Source organism: Microbacterium gilvum (assembly GCF_039543865.1).
In the GTDB taxonomy this organism is placed as follows: Bacteria; Actinomycetota; Actinomycetes; order Actinomycetales; family Microbacteriaceae; genus Microbacterium; species Microbacterium gilvum.
In genome coordinates this window covers 138,217-165,048 of the sequence record NZ_BAABKO010000006.1, presented here as the reverse complement: position 1 = coordinate 165,048, position 26,832 = coordinate 138,217, and the positions used below count along the sequence as shown (strand labels likewise).

Below are 26,832 nucleotides of genomic sequence, written 5' to 3'. Positions count from 1 at the left end.
CGGTCAGCCCTTGACGGCGCCGACGGTGATGCCGCTCACGAAGTACTTCTGCACGAACGGGTAGACGAAGAGGATGGGCGCCGTCGCCAGCACGGCGCTCGCCATCTTGAGGGTGTTGCTCGGCAGGTCGGTGATGCTGACGTTGTCGCCCGCGACGGAGTTGCGCAGCGCGTTCGCCGTGTTGATGACGTTGTAGAGGTAGTACTGGAGCGGTTTGAACTCGACGGTGCTGCCGAGGTAGAGCGAGGACAGGTACCACTCGTTCCAGTAGCCGAGGGCGAGGAAGAGGCCGATCGTCGCGAGGGCCGGCTTCATCATGGGGAGCGTCAGCTGGGCGAAGATGCGGAAGTCGCCTGCGCCGTCGACCTTGCCCGATTCGACGATCTCGTAGGGCACCGTGCGCATGAAGTTCTTCATGAGGATGATGAGCCACGGCGTCATGAGCAGCTGGAGGAAGACCGCGAGGTAGCTGCCGCGGAGCCCCAGATCCCGGCCGACCCAGAGGAAGGTCGGCGCGAGGCCCGCCGAGAACAGCGTCGTGAAGTAGATGAAGAACGAGATGACGTTGCGGTAGCGGAAGTCCTTGCGGTACAGCGCGAAGCCGGTCATGGAGATGATGAACAGGCCGATCGCCGTGCCCGCGAGCGTCATGATGATCGTCACGGCGTACGACCCGAGGATCTGCCGCGGCGACCGGAAGATGAACTCGTAGGCGGTGAGCGTGAACCCCTTCGGCAGCAGGCCGAAGCCCGTGCGCATGATCTCGGACTCGCTCGAGAACGACGCCGAGACGATGAGGACGAACGGCAGCGCGCAGAAGAGCGAGAACAGGGTGATCGTGACGTACGACACCGTCTTCAGCGCGATATCGCCGCGGGAGAGGCGGATGGTGCGCGGACGCCTCGCCGGTCCGCGTCGGCGGCCCTTCTGCCCCTTCGTCGTGATGACCTCGGTGACGGTGGCGGGCAGGAGCAGGTCAGAAGATGGCATAGTCCTTGTTGATCCTTCGCACGACCCAGTTCGCCGTCATGACGAGGGCGAATCCGAACAGGGACTGGTAGAGGCCGACGGCCGTCGACGTCGTGAAGTTGTTCTGCGACATGACCATCCGGTAGACGGAGGTCTCGATGATGTCGGTCGTCGAGAACAGCGCGGCGTTGTTGCCGACGAGGTTCCAGAACAGGCCGAAGTTGCCGTTCATGATGCCGCCGAGCGAGAACAGCAGCAGGATGATGAACGTCGGCTTCAGGCTCGGCAGGATGACGTAGCGGATGCGCTGCCACGCCGACGCGCCGTCGATCGCCGCCGCCTCGAAGAGCGTCCTGTCGATGCCCATGATCGCGGCGAAGTACACGATCGACCCGTACCCCGTGCTCTGCCACAGGTGGACGAGGATGATGATGAGCGGCCAGGCCCCTGCCGTGCTGTAGATCTTGATCGGGTCGCCGCCGGTCGCCTCGATGAGCGCGTTGAGGGCGCCGGTGTCGTAGTTCAGGAGGTTGAACGCGATGACGCCGATGAGCACGACCGAGATGAAGTACGGCAGGAACATCACGGTCTGGGTGATCTTCTTGAAGTACTTCCGGCTGATCTCGCTCAGCATGATCGCGAGGGCGATCTGCAGGATGTTCCCGAGCACGATGAACGCGACGTTGTAGAGGATCGTGTTCCGCGTCAGGAGCCACAGCTGGCCCGACTTGATGAGGAACTCGAAGTTCTGGAACCCCACGAACGGGCTCCCGAAGATGCCGTCGCGGTAGTTGAAGTTCGTGAACGCGATCCAGATGCCCGGCAACGGCGCATAGCTGAAGATCGCGAAGAACACGATCGCCGGGATGCACATGAGGATGAGCGTCCGGCTGTGCCAGAGCTCCTTCAGCGCACGACGGGATCGTCGTCTCTCGCCCGTGATGGACATGCCCCTGCCTCTCTGCAGTGCCGCGGGGCGACGGTGCCCTCGCGGTCATCGGGGTTAAAACTAACCATCGATGAAACTGCGTCGAGACTAGCGCCGCGTCCGCATCGGGCGCAAGACCCGATTCCGCGGACGCGGCGCGATCACTCCTCGAGCTGCCCGAGCAGCAGGCCCTCGGCGAACCGCGCGGTGCGCAGCGGAGCCTCTTCGAGCTCGAGCACGACGAGCGTGTTCGAGCCCGCGCGCGTGAGCGGGCGGGGAACGTAGAGCGTGCGCTGCGGGCCCGTCGACCAGTACCGGCCGAGCAGCGCGCCGTTCACGAAGGCGTAGCCTCTCCCCCATCCGCTCGTGTCCAGGAACAGGTCGCTGGGAGCTCCGAGGTCGAACTCGCCGCGCAGGGCGCTCCCCGCAGGACCCGGCTGCTCGCCGCGCGAGACCGCGGCCCCGGCCGACGCGACGTCGACCGGCGTCGCCGACCAGCCCGCGATCACGCGCCCGCCGATCGCGGGCAGGCCGATGAGCCCCTTCTCCTCGCCGATGCGCGGGCCGTAGTTCACCCGCCCCTGCTCCTCCACGAGCACCTCGAGCCGCCTGCCGGGCGGAAGCGCCAGTGCGCGCTCGTGCAGCGTGCGCGAGAGCCGTCCGACGGGCGCGCCGTCGATGCGCACCCACGCGGTGTCGCGGACCTCGTCGAACGTCAGGAGCGCCGTCTCGTCATGGGCCGCGAGCTCGGCGGAGTACGACACGAGCGCGCTCGTGTGGCCGAGGGCGTCGAAGGTCGCGGGGGCGGGGTCGACGCCGCCGGGGACATGGCCCGGGAGCCATCCGCCCGCCCTGGCCAGCGGCACATCGAACGCCGGCGCGGGCGACGCGGGCGGCGGCACCTCGTCGGGCACGGGGGCGTATCGCGCGATGACCTCGCGGAACGCGTGGAACTTCTCCGTCGGATCCCCTGCCTCGTCGAGCGGCGCGTCGTAGTCGTACGACGTCGTGATGGGCAGGTAGCGGCCCTTGTCGTTGGCACCGCTCGTGAGGTCGGCGTTCGTGCCGCCGTGCACCATGTAGATGTTGACGGACGCCCCTGCAGACAGCAGCGCGTCGAGCGAGGCGGCGGCGTCTGCGGCGCTCGTCGTATGGTGCACGCCGCCCCACCAGTCGAACCAGCCGTCCCAGAACTCCGAGCACATGAGCGGGCCCGTGGGCTGGTGCGCACGCAGGGTCGCGAGGCGCTCCTCCACTCGGGAGCCGAACGACCCCGTCCGGTGCAGCCCTGGCAGGGAGCCCGCCGCGAGCATCGCCGGCTCCGGCTGGTCGACGGTCGTGAGGGGCACGACGACGCCGGCGTCGCGCGTGATGCGCACGAGCTCGGCGAGGTACTCGGCGTCGTCTCCGTACGCGCCGTACTCGTTCTCGATCTGCACGAGGACGACGTTGCCGCCCCGGTCGATCTGCCGGGGCACGACGATGTCGTAGACGTGGCGGAGGTAGCGCTCGATCTCCGCGAGGTACTGCGGCTCGCTGCGGCGCACCCCGATGCCCGGCGTGCTCGTGAGCCAGGCGGGGAGCCCGCCGTTGGTCCACTCCGCGCAGATGTACGGCCCCGGTCGCACGATGGCGTGCATGCCCTCTGCCGCGACGAGGTCGAGGAACCGCCCGAGGTCGGCTCCGCCGGATGCGCCCCACTCCCCGCGCCTCGGCTCGTGCGCGTTCCACGCCACGTACGTCTCGATCGCGTTGAGCCCCATGAGCCGCGCCTTGCGGATGCGATCGGCCCACAGATCGGGATGGACGCGGAAGTAGTGCAGGGCTCCGGCGATGATGCGGTGCGGGGCGCCGTCGAGCAGGAAGTCCTGCTCTCCGATGCGGAAGTCGGCCATCCGATGTCCTCTCCGTCGAGCGTCGGAAGCTCATTGCTCTGAGGGTCAGAGTAACGGTTGTCATGATCAGCCGCAGGTGCGCGCAGCGTACCCCGTCGTGACCGACGCGCCGTCCGCCGTCGCCGTCAGCTCTCCTTCCGGCGCCGAGGTCGCCTTGACGGGGAACGCGGCGGAGGCCGAGCCGCCGGCCGCGACGGGCAGGGTCTTCACGCCGTAGAGGGTCTCCACACGCACCGTGGTCGCGTCGTCTCCCGCGTTGCGCACCGTCGTCATGACCTGCACCTTGTGGCCGGCGCACCGCGTCGACACCGTCGGCACGACGTCGGCCGTCGCGCCCCCGACCCCCAGCACGGGGATCTTGAGGTACGACCCCGGGGTCGCGAACGTGATCCGCACGGCAGACGCGAGCACGGGCTCGAAGGAGATCGCGGTCGGGCGCCCGTTGGCGCCCGCCGCGACGGCCTGGGCCGTCGTGGCGTGCCACGTGCCCTCCGCATCGCGGTACTCGACGCCGACGCTCGCGATGGTGCCCTCGATGTTCGTGAAGCCGACCCGGTCGACGACGTGCGCCTCGGCCGGCTCCACCGTGAACGTCGCCTGATCCTGCTTCGCGGCCGCCCACGTCGACCAGCTCGTCGAGGCGCTGCCGTCGCAGGCGTTCTCGGCCGGCATGGTCGCGTACTGCGTCTGGTGGAAGCTCGCCGACACGCTCGTGCCCTCGGCCGCGCAGAGCTCGGTCGGCCCCTCTGCGCCCCAGAGCTGCACCTCCGAGATCGACTGCCATGTGTTGGTCGCGGTCGCGAGGTCGACGCGGATTCCGCTCGTGGCGGGCAGCGACGACACGTCGAGCGTCGCCACGGGTGCGGACGCCGAGGCGTCCTGCACGAGGTCGACGCTCGCGCCGGCCGTCACCCACGCGCCCGTCGCGTCGAGGTACTGGGCCGACACCGTCGACGGCCAGGTGGCACCCGCGCCGTCCTTGTAAGTGTGCACGACGATCTCGTCGACGTCCTGTGCAAGGGGCCAGGAGAAGGAGAGCCAGCTCGCTTTCGGATAGACGCCGCCCGAGAGCCAGTCGTCCCACCCCTTGCCCTTCACGTTCCCGTCGACGACGGTCGCGGCGAGGTCGGCGCGGCTCGATGCCGAGACGGCCGCGTCGGGGGCGAGGTTCACGACGCCCGGCGTGGCGACCTCGATCGTCCGCGTGAAGGTGCGTCCCGCCGTGAACGCGGCGTCGGCGGCGAGCGTCCCCGTGATCGTCTGCGAGCCGCGCTCCGCGAACGACGTCGCGCTCCAGGTCACCGCGACCTCGGTCGTCGTGCCGCCGGCCTCGACGGGCACGGTCGCGGGCAGGGCGGCGGAGAAGTCCTCGCCCGGTTCGACGGTGTCGGGCAGGCGGTCGTCCACGACGCTCCAGATCTCCGTGCCTCGACCCTTGTCGTCCCAGTAGGACGCGTCCCAGCCGTCGGCCCAGCGCGCCGGGTCCTCCGCGGAGGGGTTGCGCATCTCGGCGCGGCCGTCCTCGCCGATCGTGATCGGCAGCCACACGTAGGTGGAGTCCGCGGCGCCAGAGTTCCACCGGTCGCCCATGTAGACGAAGCGGCCGCCGCCGAGGTCGAGCACGTTCGTCGACTGCGAGCCGAACGTCGTCCTCCGGGTGTCGCCGACCGACAGCAGGCCGTCGCCGCCCTCGGGGATGGCGTTGTAGGCGACGTTCTCGTTCGCGTCGCCCGTCTCGACGCCGCGGATCCACGACCCCAGGATGTTGTCGGCCGTGTAGTACGTCTGCGGGTTCGGCGCCCAGCCGGTCGCCCCCGACGCGACCGCGTAATACTTCCCGCCGTGCTGGAAGAGCGCGGGCGCCTCGAGCATGCCGCACTCCTTCACGATCTGGAAGTCCTCGCCGCGCACGGGGGCCTCGGCGCTGCCGTCTGCGAACAGGTACGGGAACCGGCCGTCCTCGGAGTACTGGTGGGCGGAGGCCATGTCGACGTCGGTCGTGTGCGTGACGTTCGTGTACGACGCGTCGAGCTCCGCGATGTAGAGCGAGCGGTTCTCCTCCGACGAGTACGCGATGTAGGCCGTGCCGTCCTCGTCCTGGAACACCGTCATGTCGCGGGCCTGGCCGGGGACGGCGGCGGAGATGCACGCCTTGTAGTCGGTGCGGTTCGGCATCCGGTAGGCGCCTGTGAGCCGGAAGGGGCCCGTGGGGCTGTCCGACACCGCCACGGCCGCCATCGACCGCGCGTACATGCTGCCCCCGGGGGTCGTCTGCCCGTCGGAGTGCCACCACAGCACCCACTGCCCCGTGCTGTCGTTGTAGAGGGCCTTCGGGCGCTCGAAGATCGCGGTGTAGTCGGCCGCGTCGCTCGTGTTCAGGTGGTAGTTCAGCTCCTCGATGCGCTCCGTGCGCGGCTGACCGGCGTCGTCGACCGTGTCGTACAGGGCGTCGAAGTAGTCGGACTCGAGGTCGGCGGCGGTCGAGACCCCGCGCATCACGACCCCCTCGTCCGTCCAGTTGAGCGTGTCGTACGACTTGTACGCGTGCACGCCTGGGCTGCCGTAGTAGCCGTTGGTGCGGTCCTCGCCGTACCAGTAGTAGACCGTGCGGCCCTCCTCGGAGCCCGTGACGACGTCGCCGCCCTCGACGCCGAGCTCCTCGGCCGTCACGACCTGGCCGCCGTGCGCCTGGATGTGCGCGCCCTGGTCGTCGAACCAGTACGGCTGGAAGTAGCCCGCCGCGCTCGCACCCGGATCCTGCACGGCCGGATACGACGTGTAGGCCGTCGGGTCGCCGACGGGCACCGCCGCCTGCGCCGACGCGACCGTCGACAGGGTCAGCGCGGCGACGAGGCAGACCCCGGCCGCGACGTTCTTCATGCTCTTCACATCACTCCCTCGTGATCGGGGCGTCGTCGCCCCGGAGATGTTTGCGTAAACAGCATCCAAGCGATGCGCGCGCTCCCACGGCAAGCGCGGGTTCGGCGAAACGATCGGAAGCGATCAGGGGCTCAGGCCGCCGTGCCGAGCGTGTCCAGGAGCACGGGGTGGGCGAGCGAGCCCCCCGATGCGATGCGCCGCAGCTCGTCGATCTGCGCGTCGATCATGCGGTCGACCTCGGTCCCCACCGACCCGGCGATGTGGGGCGTCAGGAGGACGTTCGGGTGGTCGTAGAGCGGATGGTCGGCCGGCAGCGCCCACGGCACCGTCACGTCGAGCACCGCATACAGGTCTCCTCGCCCGACGCGGCGCGTCAGCGCCTCCTGGTCGACGATCTCTCCGCGCGAGGTGTTCACGAGCGTGGCGCCCGAGGGCATCGCGTCGATGAGCGCCGCCGAGACGAGCCCGTGCGTCGAGGGCAGTGACGGGGCGTGCACCGACACGACGTCGCTGCAGGCGAAGAGCGCGTCGAGCGGCATCGGCAGCACCCCGAGCGCGCGGACGGCGTCGTCGGAGAGCGTGGGGTCGAAGAGCGCCACCTCGAGGTCGAAGGGCCGCAGCAGCTCCACGACGCGGCGGCCGATGCGCGATGCGCCCACGATGCCGACGCGCCGCCGGTAGTTGCCGACGACGCCGAGCGTCGCCTGGTCGACCAGGGCACGCTGCGCGCGGTAGTCGCGCGCGATCTGCACGATGCGCTTGTTCGCCATCAGGATGGCCGCGAGCGTGAACTCCGCGACCGGCACCGCGTTCGCGTCGACCGCCGAGCTGACGCGGATGCCCCGGCGCCAGACCTCGGGATCGAGCTGCTCCTTGACGGAGCCGGCGACATGGAGCACCCAGCGCAGCGCCGGCGCGGCGTCGAGCACTGCGGCGTCGACGCGCGGGGTGCGCCATCCCGTCACGAGCACATCCGCGTCGGCGAGCGCCCGGCGCGCCTGGGGCGAGGAGAAGCCGTCGACGGTCGCGAGCAGCTCGCCGTACCGCGCCAGCTCCTGCGCGAGGTGCGCCTCCGATGCGGGGGCGAACGCGCCGGAGCCGACGGCGGAGAGGATGCGCGGCCGGCGGTCGGTCGAGGTCATGGGAGTCCTTCGGGAGAGGGGTCAGGCCGCGACGGGCCGCAGGGCGGGCTGGAGGGTGTAGCGCGCGCCCGCCCACACGACGTAGAGGCAGGCGGCCGCCGTCAGCCCGATGCCGAGGGCGGGCGCGGCGACGACGACCGCCGCCTGCACGGCGAGGACGGCGAACGACGCGATCGTGAGCGGCCATCGGCGCACGGCGAGGACGACGCAGACGCGCAGCACATCGCGCAGCCGCGCGTCGGGTGCCTCCGCCAGGGCGACGAGGCCGACCATCCCCGCGGCGAGCGCGAGCAGCGCGACGACGACGAGGAGCGGGGCGGCGACGGCGCCCGCGCCCGTCGGCACGAGCACGACCACGTCGACGAGCGCGACGACTCCAACCCCGACGACCAGCGCCGAGAGGGCGAGCGCGCGGCGCCACGTCGCGCCCAGCTCCCGGAAGAAGGTCCGCAACACCGCCGTCTCGCCGGAGGCGTGCGCACGGAACGTCGCGAACGCCGCGGCCGCGCCCATCCCGCACGGCACCGCCGCGACCGCGAGCAGCGGCCAGGAGAGCGACGGGTCGGTCGTGACGAGCAGCACGAGCAGCGGCAGGCACACGAGGGCGAGCGACGCGTTGACTCCGAGCGCGAGATGGACGACGCCGAAGAGCGTCGAGTAGACGCTGTGCGGGATGCGCTTCATCGTCAGCCCTTCATGCCGCTCGTCGCGATGCCCTCGACGAAGTAGCGCTGGCCGAGGAGGAACACGATCGCGATCGGCACGACGGAGATCGTGAGCCCCGCGAACAGCACGCCGTAGTCGACGTCGTAGAGGCTCGACACGAAGTTCTTGAGGCCGAGCTGCATGGTCCACAGGCTCGGGTCGCGCAGGTAGATGAGCGGCCCGAGGTAGTCGTTCCACGTGTTCACGAACGTCAGCAGCGACAGGCTCGCGATGGCCGGCACCGACAGCGGCAGCATGATGCGCCGCCAGATGCCGTACTCGCTCAGGCCGTCGAGCCTGGCGGCCTCGGAGAGGTCCTCCGGCACGGTCTCGTAGAACTGCTTCATGAGGAAGACGCCGAACGCTCCGAACGCCTGCAGCAGGATGATCGACCACAGCGTGTTCGCCACCTGCGCGTTCGACAGCAGGATGAACTGCGGGATCATGTAGGACTGCCACGGCACGGCGATCGTGCCGACATACAGGAGGAAGAGCGCATCGCGGCCCGGGAAGCGGATGCGGGAGAACCCGTACGCGGCGAACGACCCCGTCAGCACCTGCAGGGCCGTCACCGTCACCGACAGCACGAGCGTGTTGCGGATCCAGGTGAGGATGTCGGAGCGCGTCCAGATGTCGACGTAGTTCTCCCAGACGAACATCTCGGGGATCCACCGGATCGGCACGGAGAAGACCGCGTTGGCCTCCTTGAGCGAGCTCATGACCATCCAGAAGAACGGTGTGAGCATCGCCGCCGCCGCGACGACGAGCACGACGTAGAGGACGATGCGCGCGGCCGTCCTCCGGCCGCGTCCGGCACCGCCCGGGCGGGCGGCCGGGTCGATCGACGTCCGGCGGCCCTGCCGCTCGGGCGCCACGAGCGTCATGGTCTCGCTCATCACGCCTCCTTCCGCTTGTTCCACAGGAACTGCACGATCGTCACGACGATGCAGAGGAGGAAGAGCACGACCGACGCCGCCGATGCGTAGCCGAACTGGTTCTCCTCGAATCCCTTGCGGTAGATGAACTGGGAGATCACGGTCGTCGACTGCCCGGGGCCGCCGTTGGTCAGCACGAGGATGAGGTCGAAGATCTTGAACGAGTTGATGGTCAGCATGACCGTGACGAAGAACATCGTCGGTCGCAGGCACGGCAGGGTGACGTTGCGGAATCGCTGCCAGACGTTCGCCCCGTCCATGCGGGCCGCCTCGTGCAGCTCGCGCGGCACGGTCTGCAGCGCCGCGAGGAAGAGCACCATGTAGTACCCCATGTCGCGCCACGTGCTGATGATGACGACGGCGGGCATCGCCCACTCCGCCGACGTCAGCCATCCGGGCGGCTCCGAGATGCCCACGGCGCGGAGCATCTCGTTGATGGGGCCGTAGTCGGGGCTGAACAGCAGGTTCCACACCAGCGCGATCGCGACGATCGACGTGATGTAGGGGAAGAAGGCGGCGGTGCGGAAGAACGCCACGCCGCGCAGCTTGTTGTTCAGCAGCAGCGCGAGCCCGAGCGACACGACGATCGTGAGCGGGATGTGGAGGACCGAGTAGTACAGCGTGTTGCCGAACGCGACGCGGAAGCTGCCGTCCGCGAGCAGCCGCTGGAAGTTCTGCAGGCCGACGAACTGGGACGATCCGAAGATGTTCCAGTTCGTCAGCGACATGTAGAACAGCACGATCACGGGAACGAGGGTGAGCGTGGCGAAGCCGATGAAGTTCGGCAGGATGAAGCTCCACCCCAGCAGGGTGTTGCGCATCCGCAGGCGGGATGGCCGCCTGCGGATGCGCGGCGACGTCGCGGTGGTGGTCATCACGCTCCTACTCGACCCCGACCTCGTTCGCGACGCGCTCCTCGGCCTCCGAGATCGCGGCGTCGACATCGGCCGAGCCGGACAGGATGGCCGAGTGCATGTCGTTCAGGATGTTCTGCACGGCCGCCGTCTTGCTCGACGTGGGGCTCTCCGGCAGGGTCTCGTGCGTCTGCACGGCGAACGTCGACAGCTCGTCCTGCGGGGCGCCGTCCACCGAGAAGTACGCCTCGACGACGGGATCGGTGAGGAGAGCGGGAGTGATCCCGATCTCGGCGAGCGCGGTCGCCGCCTCCTCGCTCGCGGCGAAGGCCAGGAAGTCCTTCGCGGCGTCGACCTTGCCCTGGTCGATGTTCGCGTTGATGCCGAAGCCGGTCGGGTCGCCGAAGGTCACGGGCGTCGCGTCGGCGCCGGTCGTCGACGCGTCCTGCTGCGGGATGGGCGCGATGCCCCATTCGAAGTCGTCGGCGTCGCCCGACGCCTGCTGGGAGATGAGCGTGGCGACGAACCACGTGCCCATCGGCAGCATCGCGGCCTTCTGCGTGCCGAACTCGCCCTGGTAGGTGAGCTGGTTCGCCGTGACCGTGTTGTACGCCTCCTGGGCGCCCGCCTCCTGCAGGGCGAGCACGCGCTCGTAGTACGACGCGAAGTAGTCGTAGTCGCCGCTGAGCAGATCGGCGCCCTCGGTCTGCGCGGTCGCGAAGCCCTGCACGGTCGACTGCCAGCCGTGCTGGTATGCGCCCTTGGCGGACGAGCCGGCATCGGCGAGCTTCGTCGTGAGCTCCTCGGCCGCCGCCTCGTAGTCGTCCCACGTCCAGGTGCCGTCGGGGTAGGCCACGCCCGCCTCGTCGAAGAGGGCGGTGTTGTAGTAGAGCACCCACGAGTCCTGGCGGTACGGGACGGCGTAGGCCGTGCCGTCGACCTCGTACGCCGAGGCACCGCCGATCCCGTCTGGCAGCTCCACGTCGGAGACGTCGAGCAGCTGACCGCCCTCCTGGAAGGTGGTGAGGTACTTGACCTCCTTCTGCGTGATGATGTCCGGGCCCTTGCCTGCGGCGAGGTCGGCCGTGACGAGCGTGTTGTACTCGGCGGGGTCGTAGTCGACGATCTCGACCGTGACGTCGGGGTTCTGCTCGTGGAAGGCGTCGGCCAGGAGCTGGAACTCGGGGGTCGTCTCGACGCTCCAGCCCGACAGGGTCAGGGTGATGGGCCCGTCGGGATCGGTCGTCGACGTCGTGCCGCCGCTGCACCCGGCGAGGGCGAGGGCCGAGACCGCGAGGCCGGCCGTGGTGGCGATGATGTGCTTCTTCATGGGAGTGCTGCTCCTTTGCTGCGGGGGGGGTGGGGTCAGCGCGACGCGGGCTGCGCCGCGCGGAGGTCGGGGAGGGTCGTCGACGTCTCGGGGCCGTCGGGCCAGGTGATGTGCGCGACGTCGCCCTCGAGGCGGAGCCGCGTCTCGGCCGGTGCCGGGCCCGACCCGCCGAGCGTCAGCTCGACGGCGGTCCAGACGCCCGGTCGCACGGGGCTCTCGAGCACGGGCACGGCGGCGACGGGGCCGAGCGGGCTCGCGTCGCGGCGCTCGTCGACGCGCGCGCTCGCGACGTGGTCGATGGCGCGGATGGCGCTCGTCACGCCGCCCGCGGACGCCGACGCATGCGCGTGCGGGCTCGTCGCGACGCGCGAGACGACGTCGTCGCCCGCCACGGGCCATCCGCCCCAGCGCACGCGGAGCCCCGCGAGCGGGACGGCGACGTCGTCGACGCGCGCGAGTCGCACCTCGTGCGCGCCGCGGACGAGGGAGACGACATCGATGCGCGCCGCGACGGCGGCCGTGCCGCGCAGGCCGGAGCCATGCGCGACCTGGTCGGCGTCGGCGACGAACGTGTGCGCGCTCCACGTCGATGCGGCGACGCCCACTCCGTCGTCCACCCTCGCCGCCCGAAGCGCCATGCCGGCACGGTGCGTCGCGGCGCCCGCGACGTCGACGAGCGCGACCGACTGCTCGAGCGGCTCGCGCCATCCGCGCTCGTCGAGCAGCGGGCTCGTCGCCGTCGAGTAGCCGAGGCGCGCGTAGAGCGGGGAGTCGGCGACGAGCGCCCCCTCGAGCTCATGGTCGGTGCCGTGGTTGACGACGCGCACGATGCCGTCGGCGCGCGTGCCCGAGACGATCCATCCCGGCGCCTCGACGGCGCGGAGCGTGTCGCCCTGCTCGACGGGGAGGGGCTGCGCCGGGGCCGTCCAGACCGGGTGGTCGGACGGCAGCATGATGCCGAGGAGCCCCTTCGCCGCCCAGTACGGCGAGCCGGGCCCCGAGTACGACTGCGCGAGCGGCCGCCACTCGCCGTGCCATCCCATCGAGAGGACGCCGCGCTCGTCGGGGGCGCCGCGCTCGGCGAAGTGCGACACGATGCGCTCAGCGGCGTGGCGGAGGGCTCCGGCGGGAACGGAGGGGACGCCCGCGACGACGCCCGCCCAGAACGGCGCGGCTGCGGCGAAGCGGTAGATGAGGCTGCGGCCCTGGATGAGCGGCGAGCCGTCGCCGCCGACGAGGTGCACGGCGTCCTGGAGGAAGCGGTCGAGGGAGGCGGCATCGCGCGCGATCCTGTCGCCGGCGAGCTCGGCGGCGCCCTGCATGCGCCCCCACAGGATGGGGTAGAGGTGCAGCGCCCAGCCCACGTAGTGGTCGTAGGAGCGGGCGGCGCCGTCCGACATCCATCCCGCGCCCCGCGCGAAGGTGTCGTGCAATGCGAGGTCGGCGGCGACGTCGTCGGGCGACCACGGCCCGCCCACGGAGCGGAGGAAGGTCTGCACGACGAGGCGGAACCACAGCCAGTTGATGGGCGGGTAGGTGTCGTCGCCGACGGCGGGCGCGAGGTAGTCGACGACGCGCTGCTGCGTGAGCGCGTCGAGCCGGTCCCAGATCCACGGCCGGGTCATGTCGAGGATGAGGGCGATGGAGGCCGCCTCCACCTTCGCCTGCCCGTGCTCCTCCATCCGCACCCAGCGGTCGGGCGCATCCGGGTCGACGCCCGAGCAGATGCCGGCGCTGAAGAAGTCGATGAGCGGGTCGACGCCCTCGCCGCGCTCGCCGGCGATGCGGAAGCCGGCGATGAGGAACGTGCGCGCGAAGCCCTCGAGGCCGTCGACATCGCGCCCGTAGCCGCCCTCGGCTCCGGGGATGAGGATGCGTCCTCGACCGGGCGTGCCGTGCGCCATGGCCCCGGCGAGCAGGCGGTCGGCGTACGCGGTCCAGTCGGAGCGCGTCCAGGCGGCGGTGGCGTGGGGCACGGAGTTCTCCTTCGAAGATCCGTCAGGGTGACATCGAGGAGCGTATCAATCAGATTCGACGCCCCAAACACTGTTTCGATCAGCTCTGATCGTTTATGATCACTTCATGCCGGCTTCGACGACGACCGACTCCCCTCCCGTCTTCCGTGGTCCGCTCGCCCGCGCGCTCGAGGCGCTGCGCGGCGACTATCCGCTCGTGCTCGCGCCGCCCGGGGCCGCACTGCCGGCCATCCGCCGCGACGCCCTCGACGCGGAGACCGTCGCCGCGTTCCGTGCGGAGGCGGAGGCCGAGCTCGCCACGCCATGGCCGCAGCCCCGCGCGCACGACGCGGCGCGCTTCCACGGCGACGGCGACCGCGTCGCCTGGGAGACGCCGGCGTTCGCCCGCCAGCACCGGCTCACCCGGGTCGCGCTCCTCGCGCTCGCGACGGGCGAGGAGCGCTGGCTCGACGAGACGCTCGACGGCGCCGTCATGCTGTGCGAGCAGAGCTCGTGGTGCTGGCCGGCGCACGACGACACGCGCGCCCGCCACGGCGCCGTGCTCGCGACCGTCACCGACCCGTACGTCGACCTCGGCGCTGGCGAGGTCGTCGGGCAGCTCGCGTGGCTCGACCATGTGCTCGGCGAGGTGCTGGAGGCTCGGTTCCCCGGCTTCCGATCCCGTGTGCGGCACGAGGCGCGCACCCGCATCTTCGCGCCGTTCCTCGCCCGCCGCGACTGGCACTGGATCGGCCTCGACGGGCACGTGCACAACTGGAACCCGTGGATCCACGGGAACGTGCTCGTCGGAGCGCTGCAGCTCCTCGACGCGCCGGACGAGGCCGACGAGCGTCTGCGCATCGTCGATCTCGTCGTCGAGGGACTCGACCGCTACGTCGCCGTGCTGCCGGAGGACGGCGCGATCGACGAGGGATACGCGTACTGGTGGAACGGCGCCTGCCGGCTGCTCGAGGCGCTCGACGTGCTCGCGCATGCGACGGGCCTCGACCCCGTCCCCCGGATCGAGGCGGTGCGGCAGGTCATCGCCTTCCCGCACCGCATGCACCTGGGCGGCGAGTGGTTCGCGAACGCCGCCGACGGGCAGGCACGGCAGACGGGGCCGCAGCCGTGGCACGCGCTGCACCGCGCCGCACGGCGCGTGGGAGACCGCGACGCCGAGGCCTTCGCGGCGCTGCACCGCGACCCCGCGCACCCGGCTGTCGCGGCATCGGATGGCCTCGGGCGCGTGCTGCGCGGCGCCGCCGACCCGGCGTGGCTGGGTGCGGCCGACGGCGCCGACCCGCTGCCCGAGAGGATCTGGCTGCCGTCGACGCAGATGCTCGTCGTACGCGAGAGCGGCGGAGACGCCGCGGGGCTCGCCGTGGTCGCCAAGGGCGGCCACAACGGCGAGAACCACAACCACAACGACGTCGGCGAGGTGATCGTCGCATCCGACGGCGTTCCCGTGCTCGTCGACGCGGGACGCCCGACCTACGAGGCCCGCACGTTCGGCGACGAGCGGTACGAGCTGTGGCCGATGCGGAGCGGATGGCACAGCGTGCCGTTCGTCCACGGCAGGGAGCAGCCGGCGGGCGTCGAGCGCGCCGCGGAGCTCGTCGCCGTGGACGACGACGGGATCGAGCTCGAGCTCGCGGGGGCCTACGACGTGACGGGCCTCGCGAGCTGGCGCCGCGCCATCCGCCTCGACCGCGCAGAAGGCGGGCCCGGGGAGGGCGGTCCCGGGGAGGGCGGCGCGGTCGTGATCGCCGACCGGTGGCGGCTGACGGAGGGAGACGGCCCCGTCGAGGTGCGCTTCGTCGTGGCGGGGGAGGTCGTGCTCTCGCCCGGATCGGCGCGCATCCGCCCGCTCGACGGCGCGACGCCCGTCGTGCTCGCGTGGGATGCCGCCGCGCCGGCTCGCGTCGTCGACCGCGCCATCGACGACCCCATGCTGGCGGATGTGTGGGGCGCGCGGCTGTCGCGCATCGACATCGACGTGTCGGCGCTCACGGAGCTGACCGTCGTCGTGCGTCAGGACGCCGACGCCGCGGGAGCCGGACGGTGAGCGACCAGGCGGCGCCGCTCGCGGCATCGCGGCGCGATCTCATCCTCGACGTGCTCGCCCGCGCGGGCGCCGTGCGGGTGTCGCAGCTCGTCACGGAGTTCGGCGTCGCGGCGGTGACGCTGCGCCGCGACCTGCAGCAGCTCGAGGAGGAGGGCCTGCTCATCCGCGTGCACGGCGGGGCCGTCCCCCCGCCCGGCGGCGTCGCGGCACGGCGGCCGTCCACCGACCCCGCGGCCTCGACGACGGTCGGCGTCCTCGTGCCGTCGCTCGACTTCTACTGGCCGCAGGTGGTGCGCTCGATCGAGCAGGAGGGGCGCGGGCGCGGTGTGGCCATGCTGCTGCGCGGCACGTCGTACGACCTGCAGGACGAGCGCCCCGTCCTCGAGCGGATGGTCGAGAACGAGGGCGTCTCGGGCCTCGTCGTCGTGCCGAACACCGACACGGAGTACGCGCAGGACGTCGTCGACTGGCTGGCCGGCTCGGGCGTGCCGTTCGTGCTCGCCGAGCGCGACGCGGTGCGCCGCCCCGACGGGACGCCCGTGGAGTCGGTCACGACCGATCATGCGCTCGGGGCCCTGCTCGCCGCACGCCACCTCGCGCAGCTCGGCCATCGCAAGGTGGGGCTGCTCATCTCGCGGACGTCCCCCACCTCGCGGAAGATCATCGCGGGCTGGACGGCCGCGTGCCGCGAGCTCGGCCTCACGCCCGCCGAGCACGTCGAGCGCATCCTCCCGGATCGCGCATCGCCCGGATTCTCGCGCGGCATCGACGACATGCTCGACGCCGTGCTGAAGGCGGGCGTGACGGCGCTGCTCGTCCACTCCGACCGCGAGGCGATGGCGATCGTCGATCTCGCCCTGTCACGCGGGCTCACGGTGCCGGGCGACCTGTCGGTCGTCGCCTACGACGACGAGTTCGCCGAGCTCTCCACGCCCGCCCTCACGGGCGTCGCGCCTCCCCGCGCCGCACTCGGACGGGCCGCCCTCGACCTGCTGCTGTCGCGGATGGCCGACCCGTCGCGCCCCGTGCACCGCCTGACGCTCAGCCCCGCGCTGAACGTGCGCGCGTCGACCGGGGCGCCGGCAGGTCGCTGAGCGAGCGAAGCGAGGATGTCCAGGCCGACGGTGCCTGTGTGCCCGGCACCATGATGCGGGAGCGCGTCAGCGGAGCGCGGCGACGGCCTCCGCGACGGCGTCGACGGCCGCGGTGAGGGTGCCGAGGTCGGTCGCGAACGAGATGCGGAAGAACGGCGACCGGCCGTACGCCGACCCCTGGATGACCGCGACGCCCGCACGGTCGAGCAGGTAGAGCGTGACGTCCTGGTCGTCGGCGAGGGTCCGTCCGTCGTCCGTGCGGCGGCCGATGAGCCCCGCGCAGTCGACGGAGAGGTAGAACGCGCCGTCGGGGATGAGCGGCTCCAGCCCGTCGATCGCCGAGAACCCGGCCACGGCCGCGTCGCGGCGCTCGGCGTAGACGGGCACGGTGCGCGCGATGAAGTCCTGCGGGCCCGAGAGCGCGGCCGCTGCGGCGGCCTGGCTGATCGACGACGGGCACGACGACGTCTGCGACTGGAGCGTGTTGATCGCCTTCACGAGCGCGGGGTCGCCCGCCGCGTACCCCAGGCGCCACCCCGTCATCGCGTACGACTTCGAGACGCCCGACACGACGAGCACGCGATGGCGGAGGTCGGGAGCGACGGCGGCGAGGCTCGGGGCGGGCGCTCCCGTGAACGAGATCTCGCTGTAGATCTCGTCGGACAGCACCGACACGCGGGGATGCCGGCGCAGCACCGCGGCGAGCGCCGCCAGCTCGTCCTCCGAGTAGACGGCGCCGCTCGGGTTCCCGGGGCTGTTGAGGATGAGCCAGGTCGTGCGTGGCCCGATCGCCGCTTCGAGAGCCTCCGGTGTCAGCTTGTAGCGGTTCTCGGCCGACGTGGCGACGATGACCGGCTCGCCCTCGTTCGCGCGCACCATGTCGGGGTACGACACCCAGTACGGCGCGGGGACGAGCACCTCGTCGCCGGCGTCGACGGTCGCCATGAGCGCGAGGAAGATGACCTGCTTGCCGCCGCCGCCGACCGTGATCTCGGCGTCCGAGTACTCGATGCCGTGCGTGCGGCGCAGCGAGCCGCGGATGGCCTCTCGGAGCGCGGGCGTGCCGTTGACCGGCGTGTACTTCGTCTCGCCCGCCCGGATGGCCGCGATGGCGGCCTCCTTCACATGCTCCGGCGTGTCGAAGTCGGGCTCCCCCACCGTGAGATCGAGGATCCGGCGCCCCTCGGCCTTCAGCTCGCGGACGCGTGCGGCGGCCGCCGTGCTCGGCGACGGCTGGATGCGCCCCAGCCGCGCGGCAGGGGAGAACGCCGAGGCCGGGATGCCGCTCACGACGCGTCCTCGAGGTCGGTCGTGAGGCCCTTCGCGGCGAGCACGTCGACGAGGTTGCACAGCTCGATCGTTGTCCCGCCCGCCCAGTACTTCTCGATGAGCGACGCCTCGTGCGCGTCGCGTGCGGCCGCCAGCTCGGCCACCTCGCGCGCCTCCTCGCGGCGCACGACGACGACGCCGTCGGCGTCGCCCTTCACGATGTCGCCCGGACGGATGAGCTCGCCCCCGAACACGACGGGCTGGTTGAGCGCGCCGAGCGTCTCCTTGACGGTGCCCCTGATCGACACGCTGCCGGAGAACACGGGCAGCCCGAGCTCGCGCAGTTCCCGTGTGTCGCGCACACCCGCGTCGGTGACGAGGGCCGCGATGCCCTTCGCCTTGCACGCGTTGCCCAGCACATCGCCGAACATGCCCGCCTCGCCGAGCTCCCCCGCTGCGACGACGAGCACGTCGCCGGGCTGCGCGTAGTGGATGGCCACCTGCAGCATGAGGTTGTCGCGCGGTGCGCAGACGACGGTGAAGGCCGACCCGGCGAACGACGTCTCGGGGTCGATCGGCTTGATCCGCGAGGCGACGGCGCCGCGACGGCCCTGCGCCTCGTGGATGGTCGCGGCGGTGAACTCGCCGAGTCGTGCGATGTCGGCGGCGTCGGCGCGCTCGATGCGGGTGGTGACGTGAACCATGGTGGTGTCCTTACTCTGCGTCCTGCGTGCGGCGATCGAAGGTGAGCCCTCCGGGCACCTGGAAGGTGGGCATGATCTCGAGGAGCCCCACGTTGACGTGCACGGGGGCGCCGACGGCGTAGTCGATGGCCGCGACGATGTCGTCCACCGTGAGCGACTCGTAGCCCTCGTAGTAGGTCGCCCACGCTGCTGCGTCGGTCTCGGGCGTGCCGCCGAGGTTCCGCGAGAAGATCTCCGTCTCGATGCGTCCGGGGCTGAGCTCCGTCACCCGCACGCGCGTGCCGAGGGCGTCGTTGCGCAGCTGGCGCGACAGCTGATGTACGGCGGCCTTCGTCGCGTGGTAGGCCGTGTGCCCGAAGAAGTTGTAGTGCCCGGCGATCGACGAGATGTTGAGCACATGGCCCCTGTCGCGCGAGACCATCCCGGGGTAGAGCAGGCGCAGGATGTGCATGACGGCGCCGAGGTTCACCTCGACCATGTCGTCGAGGTCGGCGGCCGTGGCGTCGAGGATGTTGCCCGAACGGCTCACCCCCGCGCTGTTCAGCACGATGTCGGCCTCCACGCCGTCGAGCGCGCGCTCGAGCGCGTCGGTGTCGCGCACGTCGAGAGCGTGCACGATCACACCCCGTTCGGCGAGCTCGGCCAGGCGCGACGCGTCGCGCGCGATCGCGTGCACGGTCAGTCCCTGGGAGAGGAACAGGTCGACGGCGCCGCGGCCGATGCCGCTCGTCGCGCCTGTGACGACCGCGACGCGGTAGTCGGTGAATGTCATTCGGGGGTCCTTCCGGTGGAGGTCGGGGGCGGCACGTCCAGCGCCGCGAAGACGGACCGGACGCGGAGGCGGAGGGCGTCGCGCGCGGCGCGATCGCGCCGGGCACGGGCAGCGGCGTCCGCGTCGGACACACGCCGGAACCGCACCCGCTCGCCCGGGCGGACCTGCGCGAGCGCGTCGAGCGAGGCCGAGGTGACGACGGCGAGCACCGGATAGCCGGCGGTGACGCCGCGCCCTCGATGCAGCACGAGCAGCTCGTCGCCCGGCGGCACCTCGACGGCACCCACGGGCACCCCGCGCGAGAGCACTTCGCCCGTCGCGCACCGTTCGGGCAGCGGGGCGCCCGTGAGGCGGAGGCCGATGTGGTTGCTCGTCGGGCTCACCGTGTACGGCGCGGCGAACAGCCGGTCGGCGGTGCCCGCGAAGTCGGCGGCGTCCGGCCCGTCCGCAACCTCGACGACCCCCTTCGCCGCGCGTGCGGGCACATCCAGCCGGAAGAGCGCGGTGCCGAAGGCGGGGTTGACGACGGGCGGCGTCGCGGCGCGCAGCGTCACGGCCCCGCCGGCGGCGAGGCGCTCGCCGAAACCGAGCACGGAGTCGGGTGCGCAGCTGCCGAGCAGGAGGGGCACGTCGAACGATCCGCGGACGGCCAGATAGGCGCGGAGGCCTCCGCGGAGCGCGCGGACGGAGACCGGCTCGCCGGCGCGCACCGAGACGGGCTCGTTCCAGGGGCGGATGACCCCGCCGACGCGCAGCACGCCCTCCGCCCCCGAGGCGGCGACGAGGATGTCGACGTCGGGGACGAACTCGGCGTCGAACGCCGTGATCTCGATGAGCGGAGCGTCGTCGGGGTTGCCCGCGAGGATGTTCGCGATGCGCGCCGCACCCTGGTCGAGCGCCCCGTTCGCCGGGACGCCGAAGCGCGGCCCTCGCCGCCGTCCGAGGTCGGTGATCTGCGCCGACCCCGCCTCGACGACGGTCAGCGTGCCCGCGCTCATCGGGGTGCCATCCGCGTGCCGCGCAGCGCGTCGTATTCGTCGCGGCCGATCGGGTGGAAGCGGATGACGTCGCCGGGTTCGTAGGGGACGAACGGCTCTGCCCCGAGATCGAGCACGGTGAGCGGCGTGCGGCCGATGAGCGGCCATCCCCCCGGCGCGGCGGCGGGGGTGATCGTCGCCTGCCGGCCTGCGACGGAGACGACGCCCTGAGGCACGTGCGCGCGGGGGCTCGGGAGACGGGGGACCGGGAGCGGGAGCGGCGGGCCGTCCAGCATGGGCGAGCCGCCGGGCGCCCCGAGGCACCGGACGACGTACGCGGGCTCGCCGTGCAGGCGGACGACGTCGGCGGGCTCCAGCCCCTGCGCGTGCGCGACCGCCGCGAGGTCGAGCTCGCCGTCGAGGTCGTAGAGCACGGGGACGTCGAACATGCGCGGCGATGCGGTGAGCGGGCGGTCGACGTCGATGTCGGAGATCAGCTCTCCGAGCAGCGCCCCCAGGCGCTCCGCGAACACCTCGGTGGGATCGAGCTCGACGAGCACGGCGTCGTACGTCGGGATGACGCACTCGACACCGGGGACGCGGAGCGCGTCGAGACGGCGCGCGAGGTGGTGCACGAGCCGCCATCCGGCTTCGCGGTCGTCGAGTGCGCTCGCGACGCGCAGCGCGGCGTCGCCGCTGGCGGATACGGAGACGGACGACGGGAGCACGGCGACGTCACTCCAGCCAGCCGGCGAGCGGAGCGATCTCGACGCCGGCCCGCTCCAGCCCGACGCGGATCCGCTGGGCGAGAGCCACGGCGCCGTCGGTGTCGCCGTGGACGAGCACGGTGTCGCATGCGACGGGGATGGCCACGCCCCCTCGGCTCTCGATGACGCCGTCCACGACCATCCGAACGGTGCGCCGCTCGATCTCGTCGGGGTCGTGGATCACGGCGCCCGGCTGGCTGCGCGGGACGAGCGTGCCGTCGTCCTGGTACGCGCGGTCGGCGATTCCGACGATGCCGACGCGGAGGCCGGCGGCCCGTGCGGCGTCGGCGAGGGCGCCGTCCTGCGCGAGGACGATGAGGGAGGGGTCCACGCGCACCGCGGCCTCGGCGATCGCGCCGGCGTAGTCCTCGCGCACCGCGACGAGGTTGCCCAGCCGGCCGTGCGGCGCGAGGTGCGTGACGGATGCGCCGTGGAACGACGCGATGGCCTGCAGGGCGCCGAGCTGGTAGAGCACGTCGGTGCGCACCTCCTCCGCGCTCAGGCCCATGTCGCGCCTGCCGAACCCCGCGAGGTCGGGGAAGGAGGGATGCGCGCCGATGCCCACGCCTCGGTGCGCGCAGGCGCGCACCGTCTCATCCATGATCCGGGGGTCGCCGGCGTGGAACCCGCACGCGATGTTCGCCGAGGTCAGCACGTCGAGCAGGGCGGCGTCGTCGCCCATGCGCCACGGCCCGAATCCCTCGCCGAGATCCGCGACCAGGTCGATCCTGCGGCCCATGGCCCACCTCCGATGCTGTCGTCAGGCTGATGCTGCGACCAGGCTAGGACGATGGCACAGATGAGTGCAGTCTCATGCCAATTCCGTGCCAGATTCCCGTGAGAGAACCTGCTATGACGCCTTTCTGTCGGTGCCTCTTGGCAAGAATCGTGCAGACGATATGCTGTCGGGAAATCGATCGATGGGAGCACGGAATGGCGGTGCCGGCACGCAGGGTGCAGCGGCGCGTGACGCTGACGGAGATCGCCCAGGTGCTCGGAGTCGCGCCGTCCACGGTCTCGCGCGCCCTGTCGAATCCGAACCGGGTGAGCCCGGCCATGTACGAGAGGATCACGAGCAAGGCGCAGGAGATGGGCTACAGCTCCGCTCTCCTGCCGCCGCGCGACGACCGCCTCGCCCGCGGCACCATCGCGCTCGTGCTGCCGAACCTGACGAACCCCTTCAACCTCGACGTGACGCGCGGCGCGCAGGCGCAGATCCGCGCGGCGAGCTATCTCCACCTGCTCGTCAGCACGGAGGAGTCGCTCACGATGGAGGAGCACTGGCTGCGCGAGCTCGCGCGCACCGTCGACGGCATCGTCGTCTCCTCCCCCCGTGTGGACGACGAGGTCCTCCGTTCCGTGGCGCAGATCACGCCGACCGTCCTCGTCAACCGCGAGACGCGCGGACTCCCCGGCGTCGTCATCGACACCCCCGAGGGCCTCGCCCAGGCGCTGCAGTACCTGCAGTCCCTCGGCCACGCGCGCATCGCGTACGTGCACGGCCCCCACGGCTCGTGGACCGACCACGTCCGCTTCACCGCCATCGCCGCGGCGGCCGACGAGCACGACGTCGACCTCGTCGAGGTGGGCCGGTACCAGCCGACGCTCGCCAACGGCGCTGCGGCCGCCGATGCGGTGGTGCTCACGAGGGCGACCGCCTGCATCTTCTTCAACGACGTGCTCGCGATCGGCGCGCTCGACCGGTTCCATCGGCTCGGCGTGACGATCCCCGACGACCTCAGCGTCGTCGGCTGCGACGACATCTTCGGCTCGTCCTTCTCCTCGCCGCCGCTCACGACCGTGACCTCGCCGGGCGAGAGCGCGGGCCGCGCGGCCGTCGATCTTCTCATCGGCCGGTTCTCCACGCGCGACCGCTCGGAGCGCATCGACCGCATCTCCGCGCACCTCACGGTGCGGGCGTCGACGGGGCCGGCGCGGGCGTGACGAGACCCCCGGAGCATGCCCCGGGGGTCTCGTCACGCCGGTCAGCGCGGCAGCACGATCGCCGCGGTGACGGCCGCCTTCTCGTGCTCGGACTGCTGCAGGTCGTCGAGCTCGTCGACGGTGTAGTCTCGCGTCTCCTTCGCCGTGGCTGCGGCGACGGCCGACACGAGCGTCAGGCCGAGTGCGAGCAGGCCGGGGCCGACCCAGCCCGTGAGGTCGGAGCCGGAGAGCGCGGTGGACGCGACCGGTCCGATCGCGCCCGCGATGGCGAACCCGATCTGGGTGCCGACGGCGAGTCCCGACACCCGCACGCGGTTGGGGAACATCTCCGCGAAGAACGACGGCCACGCGGCGTTCGCGGTGGAGTAGAACAGGCCGTTGCACAGGATGCCGAGGGTGAAGATGAGCACCCAGTCTCCTGTCGTGATCGCCCAGAGATAGGGCAGCGTCGTGACGCCGGCGCCGATCGCGCCGATGAGGAAGACGGTCTTGCGCCCGATCCGGTCTGCCAGGAGCCCCGCGACGGGCGTGTAGGCGAGGGCGAGGAGGCTCGCGAGCACCGGCACCCAGAGCATGGTCGGTCGGTCGAGGCCGTATCCCGTCGTCGCGAACGCGACGGAGAACGTCGCGAAGAGGTAGCTGACCCCCGCGATGAGCGCGCACGCCGCGATGCGGAGGATGGCCACCCAGTGGAAGCGGGTCGCCTGCGCGATAGGGGCCATCTGCACCTTGATCGCCTGCGTCTCGAGGAACGCGGGCGGCTCCTCCAGGGTGCGGCGGATGATGTAGGCCACGACGACGACGACCGCCGACAGCCAGAAGGGCACACGCCATCCCCAGGTGAGCAGCTGCTCCTGCGGGAGCGAGGCGAACGGGATGAACACCGCCGTGGCGAGCAGGCCGCCCGAGGCGGAGCCGCTCGTCGTGAAGCTCGTGGTGAACGCGCGGCGCCGTTCGGGGGCGTGCTCGAGGCTCATCGTGATGGCGCTCGCCTGCTCGCCCGACACCGAGAGCCCCTGGATCACGCGGATCACGACGAGCAGCACGGGCGCGAGGACGCCGATCTGCTCGTAGGTCGGCAGGCAGCCGATGATGAACGTGCACACGCCGATGCCGAAGAGCGTGAGCATCATGACGAACTTGCGTCCGAACCGGTCGCCCAGCGGGCCGAGGATGAAGGCCCCGAGCGGCCGCACGACATAGCCGACCGCGAGGGTGGCCATGCTGAGGAGGACGGCGACGCCGTCGGGGAGCTCCTCGGGGAAGAAGAGCTGGTTGAGCACGAGTGCCGACGCCGTGCCGTAGACGGCGAAGTCGTAGTACTCCAGTGTGGTGCCGACCCACGATGCGATCGCCGCTTTGGCGGGGGTCTTGCGGGGTGTAGCGGAGGTCGTCATGTCGTCTCCATCGAACCAGGGCTGTGTGTCTGGAACGGTAGGACCGCGAGAAACCGGGCGGCAAGGAGTGTGCCAACTCCTTGCCATATTTCGCGGATGTTTCGTTGAGAATCCGCGACTGAACCTGTTCAGCCCCCGTTCACCGTGCCATCCGCTTTGCCATCCGAGCGTACCGACGGCGCACCGCCCGGAGCGGGTCGGCTACATGAGGTCGAGCTCGACCGCGATCTGCTCCAGCGCGCCGAGGGGGTCGTCGCCGAGCGCCTGCACGGCGACGTGGTCGGCTCCTGCGGCGAGATGGGCGGCGGCTCCCGCCGCCGCGTCCGCCGGTGCGGGGTTCGCGACGATGCGGTCGACGAACGCCTCGCTGCCGCCGCCGTCGACATCGGCGTCCGAGACGCCGGAGCGCCGCAGCGCCACGACGTAGTTCGACAGGCCGAGATAACGGCGCACGAACGGGCGTGCAGCGGCGAGCGCGCGATCGCCCAGCGCCACGGTCAGCTCGGGCGCCAGCAGCGCGTCCGACCCCATCACCCGACGGGCGTGCGCAGTGTGCTCGGGCAGCGTGAAGTACGGATGGGCGCCGAGCGTGCGCTCCGCCGCGAGCGCGAGCGTGCGGTCGCCGAGCGCCGCGAGCAGCCGCCGATCGGGGCCGACGCCCTCGTCGTCGAGCACGTCGAGGTAGGAGCGGAGAGCCGCGAGCGGGCGGATGCGCTCCGGCGTCGCCTCGCGATGACCCGATCCGATGCCCAGGACGAGGCGGCCGGGATGCGCATCCTCGATGCGGTGGAACGACTGCGCGACCGACGCCGCGTCGGCCTGCCAGATGTTCACGATGCCCGTCGCGACGAGGATGTGCTCCGTGGCGTCGAGCAGCTCCTCGACGATCACGAGGTCGGAGACGGGAGAGCCTCCCACCCACAGCGTGCCGTAGCCGAGCTGCTCGGCGCGCGCCGCGAACGCCCCGTCGAGCTGCGTCGCCGATCGCCATGCGCCGATGCGCCCGAAGGCGGCCTTCGTCGTCACGAGCGCGCCTCCGGATCGGGGAAGAGGGCATCGGCCGCACGGTGAGCGAACGCGCGGCCGACCGTGTCGGCCGGCACGTCCGCCACGTGGGCGGGATTCCACCGGGGCCGGCGGTCCTTGTCGACCACCTGCGCGCGGATGCCCTCCGGCAGGTCGGGCTGCGTCACCAGGAACCACGACATCAGGTGGTACTCCTGTTCGAGCGCGTGGCGCTGCGACGGCAGCGCCCGCGCCGACCGCACCGCGGCGAGTGCGACGACCAGCGCCGTCGGGGATCGCCCGTCGAGCGCCACGAGCGCGTCCGCGGGCGTGCGCGCCTCATCCGCTCCGACGCCCTGCGCGACGAGCTGCTCCAGCCTCTCCCTGATCTCGGTCACGGTGTCGGCGGCGAAGGCGACGTCGATCCACGGCTGCGCCCGCTCGATCGGTCCGGCACCCGGGGTCTCGTCGAAGAGCATGACGAGCTCGGCCGGTGTGGAGGGGTCCGCGCGCATCTCGAGGGCGTCGGCGAGCGAGTCGAGGTGCTCGCTCGGCACGAGGTGGTCGGCGAAGCCGCAGTGGATGGCGTCGGCGGCGCCCATGACGTCGCTCGTGAGCGCGAGGTACTCGCCGAGACGGCCCGGCGCCCGGCCGAGCAGCCACGACCCTCCCGCATCGGGCGAGAACCCGATGCGGGTCTCCGGCATCGCGAGGCGGGAGCGCTCCGTCACGACCCGCACGTGCGCAGGCCCGGCGAGGCCGATGCCGCCGCCCATCGTGACGCCGTCGGCGATCGCGACGACGGGCTTCGGATACTCCGCGATGACGGCGTCGAGGCGGTACTCGTCGAGGAAGAACGGCATCGCCGCCGCCTCCCCTCCCGTGCGCACCGCGTCGTACAGGGCCCGGATGTCCCCTCCCGCGCTGAGCCCCCGCTCGCCCGCTCCCTGCAGCAGCACGATCGCGACATCGGGCTCATCGCGCCACGCCTCGAGCACCGCGCGGACCTCCTGCAGCATGCCGCGGTCGAGCGCGTTGATGGCCTCGGGCCGCTCGAGCGTGAGCCATCCGACGCCGCTGCGCATGAACGAGGAGACGCGGCGCTGCGGTGTCGTGGGGGTCACGGGTGCCACGTTACCCGCCGTGCCGAGGCGCCCTGCGACCGCTGCCCGTGGAGGAAGGCGACACGGATGTGCCGCGTTTCGTGCGCGGTCTCCGACAAGATAGACAGAACATGCACGCACT

At 71.6% G+C, this 26,832-nt stretch carries 22 protein-coding genes; 3 read left to right on the top strand and 19 right to left on the bottom strand.

What is annotated here, in order from left to right:
- Window positions 1-3 precede the first annotated feature (3 nt).
- From ABD998_RS15765 to ABD998_RS15720, 10 genes are all read right to left on the bottom strand, one after another.
- On the bottom strand, window positions 4-990 hold the full coding sequence (locus ABD998_RS15765; RefSeq protein WP_345441279.1) for a carbohydrate ABC transporter permease: 987 nt from the start codon (window positions 988-990) through the stop codon (window positions 4-6).
- Window positions 977-1,918, bottom strand: coding sequence for an ABC transporter permease (locus ABD998_RS15760; protein WP_345441276.1), 942 nt, complete (start codon window positions 1,916-1,918; stop codon window positions 977-979). Before ABD998_RS15760 ends, ABD998_RS15765 begins: the two co-directional genes overlap by 14 nt.
- 140 nt (window positions 1,919-2,058) lie before the next feature.
- Complete coding sequence (locus ABD998_RS15755) at window positions 2,059-3,792, bottom strand: glycoside hydrolase family 35 protein (RefSeq protein ID WP_345441273.1); 1,734 nt, start codon at window positions 3,790-3,792, stop codon at window positions 2,059-2,061.
- A 66-nt stretch (window positions 3,793-3,858) separates the two neighbouring features.
- Window positions 3,859-6,672, bottom strand: a complete 2,814-nt coding sequence (locus tag ABD998_RS15750) for a discoidin domain-containing protein (RefSeq protein ID WP_345441270.1) — start codon at window positions 6,670-6,672, stop codon at window positions 3,859-3,861.
- A gap of 131 nt (window positions 6,673-6,803) precedes the next feature.
- Window positions 6,804-7,814 carry a hydroxyacid dehydrogenase gene (locus ABD998_RS15745; RefSeq protein WP_345441267.1) on the bottom strand — a complete coding sequence of 337 codons (1,011 nt, stop codon included), beginning with the start codon at window positions 7,812-7,814 and terminating at the stop codon, window positions 6,804-6,806.
- A gap of 21 nt (window positions 7,815-7,835) precedes the next feature.
- Window positions 7,836-8,498 (bottom strand): ferredoxin-NADPH reductase, encoded by a 663-nt coding sequence (locus tag ABD998_RS15740; protein WP_345441264.1) that lies wholly within the window; start codon window positions 8,496-8,498, stop codon window positions 7,836-7,838.
- Between the two features lie 2 nt (window positions 8,499-8,500).
- Window positions 8,501-9,415: a carbohydrate ABC transporter permease gene (locus tag ABD998_RS15735; protein ID WP_425562997.1), complete on the bottom strand. Its 915-nt coding sequence runs from the start codon at window positions 9,413-9,415 to the stop codon at window positions 8,501-8,503.
- Window positions 9,415-10,329, bottom strand: coding sequence for a carbohydrate ABC transporter permease (locus ABD998_RS15730; protein WP_345441261.1), 915 nt, complete (start codon window positions 10,327-10,329; stop codon window positions 9,415-9,417). The genes ABD998_RS15735 and ABD998_RS15730 overlap by 1 nt, the downstream gene beginning before the upstream one ends.
- A gap of 7 nt (window positions 10,330-10,336) precedes the next feature.
- Window positions 10,337-11,638, bottom strand: coding sequence for an ABC transporter substrate-binding protein (locus ABD998_RS15725; protein ID WP_345441257.1), 1,302 nt, complete (start codon window positions 11,636-11,638; stop codon window positions 10,337-10,339).
- A gap of 35 nt (window positions 11,639-11,673) precedes the next feature.
- Window positions 11,674-13,614: a DUF2264 domain-containing protein gene (locus ABD998_RS15720; RefSeq protein WP_345441255.1), complete on the bottom strand. Its 1,941-nt coding sequence runs from the start codon at window positions 13,612-13,614 to the stop codon at window positions 11,674-11,676.
- A gap of 106 nt (window positions 13,615-13,720) precedes the next feature.
- On the opposite strand from ABD998_RS15720, the gene ABD998_RS15715 reads away from it, so the two are divergent.
- The gene (locus tag ABD998_RS15715) at window positions 13,721-15,658 is read left to right on the top strand and encodes a heparinase II/III family protein (protein ID WP_345441252.1); all 1,938 of its coding nucleotides are present in this window, start codon (window positions 13,721-13,723) and stop codon (window positions 15,656-15,658) included.
- Window positions 15,655-16,752, top strand: a complete 1,098-nt coding sequence (locus ABD998_RS15710) for a substrate-binding domain-containing protein (protein ID WP_345441249.1) — start codon at window positions 15,655-15,657, stop codon at window positions 16,750-16,752. Before ABD998_RS15715 ends, ABD998_RS15710 begins: the two co-directional genes overlap by 4 nt.
- Before the next feature lie 66 nt (window positions 16,753-16,818).
- On the opposite strand, the gene ABD998_RS15705 is transcribed toward ABD998_RS15710, so the two are convergent.
- Genes ABD998_RS15705 through ABD998_RS15680 form a run of 6 tightly spaced genes read right to left on the bottom strand, consistent with a single transcriptional unit; the run spans window position 16,819 to window position 21,980 of the window.
- Window positions 16,819-18,042: an aspartate transaminase gene (locus ABD998_RS15705; protein WP_345441246.1), complete on the bottom strand. Its 1,224-nt coding sequence runs from the start codon at window positions 18,040-18,042 to the stop codon at window positions 16,819-16,821.
- Complete coding sequence (locus ABD998_RS15700) at window positions 18,039-18,725, bottom strand: 4-carboxy-4-hydroxy-2-oxoadipate aldolase/oxaloacetate decarboxylase (protein ID WP_345441243.1); 687 nt, start codon at window positions 18,723-18,725, stop codon at window positions 18,039-18,041. The genes ABD998_RS15705 and ABD998_RS15700 overlap by 4 nt, the downstream gene beginning before the upstream one ends.
- 10 nt (window positions 18,726-18,735) lie before the next feature.
- Window positions 18,736-19,497, bottom strand: a complete 762-nt coding sequence (locus tag ABD998_RS15695) for an SDR family oxidoreductase (protein ID WP_345441240.1) — start codon at window positions 19,495-19,497, stop codon at window positions 18,736-18,738.
- Entirely contained in the window at window positions 19,494-20,495 is a 1,002-nt protein-coding gene (locus ABD998_RS15690; RefSeq protein WP_345441237.1) for a 5-oxoprolinase subunit C family protein, read from the bottom strand. Before ABD998_RS15690 ends, ABD998_RS15695 begins: the two co-directional genes overlap by 4 nt.
- The gene (locus ABD998_RS15685) at window positions 20,492-21,202 is read right to left on the bottom strand and encodes a 5-oxoprolinase subunit B family protein (RefSeq protein ID WP_345441234.1); all 711 of its coding nucleotides are present in this window, start codon (window positions 21,200-21,202) and stop codon (window positions 20,492-20,494) included. The genes ABD998_RS15690 and ABD998_RS15685 overlap by 4 nt, the downstream gene beginning before the upstream one ends.
- A gap of 7 nt (window positions 21,203-21,209) precedes the next feature.
- On the bottom strand, window positions 21,210-21,980 hold the full coding sequence (locus tag ABD998_RS15680) for a LamB/YcsF family protein (protein ID WP_345441232.1): 771 nt from the start codon (window positions 21,978-21,980) through the stop codon (window positions 21,210-21,212).
- Between the two features lie 194 nt (window positions 21,981-22,174).
- Between ABD998_RS15680 and ABD998_RS15675 the strand changes: the two genes are divergently transcribed.
- Complete coding sequence (locus ABD998_RS15675; protein WP_345441229.1) at window positions 22,175-23,185, top strand: LacI family DNA-binding transcriptional regulator; 1,011 nt, start codon at window positions 22,175-22,177, stop codon at window positions 23,183-23,185.
- 41 nt (window positions 23,186-23,226) lie between these two features.
- On the opposite strand, the gene ABD998_RS15670 is transcribed toward ABD998_RS15675, so the two are convergent.
- From ABD998_RS15670 to ABD998_RS15660, 3 genes are all read right to left on the bottom strand, one after another.
- Entirely contained in the window at window positions 23,227-24,582 is a 1,356-nt protein-coding gene (locus ABD998_RS15670) for an MFS transporter (RefSeq protein ID WP_345441226.1), read from the bottom strand.
- A 201-nt stretch (window positions 24,583-24,783) separates the two neighbouring features.
- A complete protein-coding gene (locus ABD998_RS15665; protein ID WP_345441223.1) occupies window positions 24,784-25,608 on the bottom strand; it encodes a TIGR03620 family F420-dependent LLM class oxidoreductase in 825 nt (274 codons plus the stop codon).
- Entirely contained in the window at window positions 25,605-26,711 is a 1,107-nt protein-coding gene (locus ABD998_RS15660) for an enoyl-CoA hydratase/isomerase family protein (protein ID WP_345441220.1), read from the bottom strand. The genes ABD998_RS15665 and ABD998_RS15660 overlap by 4 nt, the downstream gene beginning before the upstream one ends.
- Between the last annotated feature and the right edge of the window lie 121 nt (window positions 26,712-26,832).

Excerpts from the sequence above, each read along its gene's own strand:
- ABD998_RS15765 (WP_345441279.1), bottom strand. The coding sequence starts at position 990 with ATGCCATCTTCTGACCTGCTCCTGCCCGCCACCGTCACCGAGGTCATC.
- ABD998_RS15760 (WP_345441276.1), bottom strand. The coding sequence starts at position 1,918 with ATGTCCATCACGGGCGAGAGACGACGATCCCGTCGTGCGCTGAAGGAG.
- ABD998_RS15755 (WP_345441273.1), bottom strand. The coding sequence starts at position 3,792 with ATGGCCGACTTCCGCATCGGAGAGCAGGACTTCCTGCTCGACGGCGCC.
- ABD998_RS15750 (WP_345441270.1), bottom strand. The coding sequence starts at position 6,672 with ATGAAGAACGTCGCGGCCGGGGTCTGCCTCGTCGCCGCGCTGACCCTG.
- ABD998_RS15745 (WP_345441267.1), bottom strand. The coding sequence starts at position 7,814 with ATGACCTCGACCGACCGCCGGCCGCGCATCCTCTCCGCCGTCGGCTCC.
- ABD998_RS15740 (WP_345441264.1), bottom strand. The coding sequence starts at position 8,498 with ATGAAGCGCATCCCGCACAGCGTCTACTCGACGCTCTTCGGCGTCGTC.
- ABD998_RS15735 (WP_425562997.1), bottom strand. The coding sequence starts at position 9,415 with ATGAGCGAGACCATGACGCTCGTGGCGCCCGAGCGGCAGGGCCGCCGG.
- ABD998_RS15730 (WP_345441261.1), bottom strand. The coding sequence starts at position 10,329 with ATGACCACCACCGCGACGTCGCCGCGCATCCGCAGGCGGCCATCCCGC.
- ABD998_RS15725 (WP_345441257.1), bottom strand. The coding sequence starts at position 11,638 with ATGAAGAAGCACATCATCGCCACCACGGCCGGCCTCGCGGTCTCGGCC.
- ABD998_RS15715 (WP_345441252.1), top strand. The coding sequence starts at position 13,721 with ATGCCGGCTTCGACGACGACCGACTCCCCTCCCGTCTTCCGTGGTCCG.
- ABD998_RS15700 (WP_345441243.1), bottom strand. The coding sequence starts at position 18,725 with ATGGTTCACGTCACCACCCGCATCGAGCGCGCCGACGCCGCCGACATC.
- ABD998_RS15695 (WP_345441240.1), bottom strand. The coding sequence starts at position 19,497 with ATGACATTCACCGACTACCGCGTCGCGGTCGTCACAGGCGCGACGAGC.
- ABD998_RS15690 (WP_345441237.1), bottom strand. The coding sequence starts at position 20,495 with ATGAGCGCGGGCACGCTGACCGTCGTCGAGGCGGGGTCGGCGCAGATC.
- ABD998_RS15680 (WP_345441232.1), bottom strand. The coding sequence starts at position 21,980 with ATGGGCCGCAGGATCGACCTGGTCGCGGATCTCGGCGAGGGATTCGGG.
- ABD998_RS15675 (WP_345441229.1), top strand. The coding sequence starts at position 22,175 with ATGGCGGTGCCGGCACGCAGGGTGCAGCGGCGCGTGACGCTGACGGAG.
- ABD998_RS15670 (WP_345441226.1), bottom strand. The coding sequence starts at position 24,582 with ATGACGACCTCCGCTACACCCCGCAAGACCCCCGCCAAAGCGGCGATC.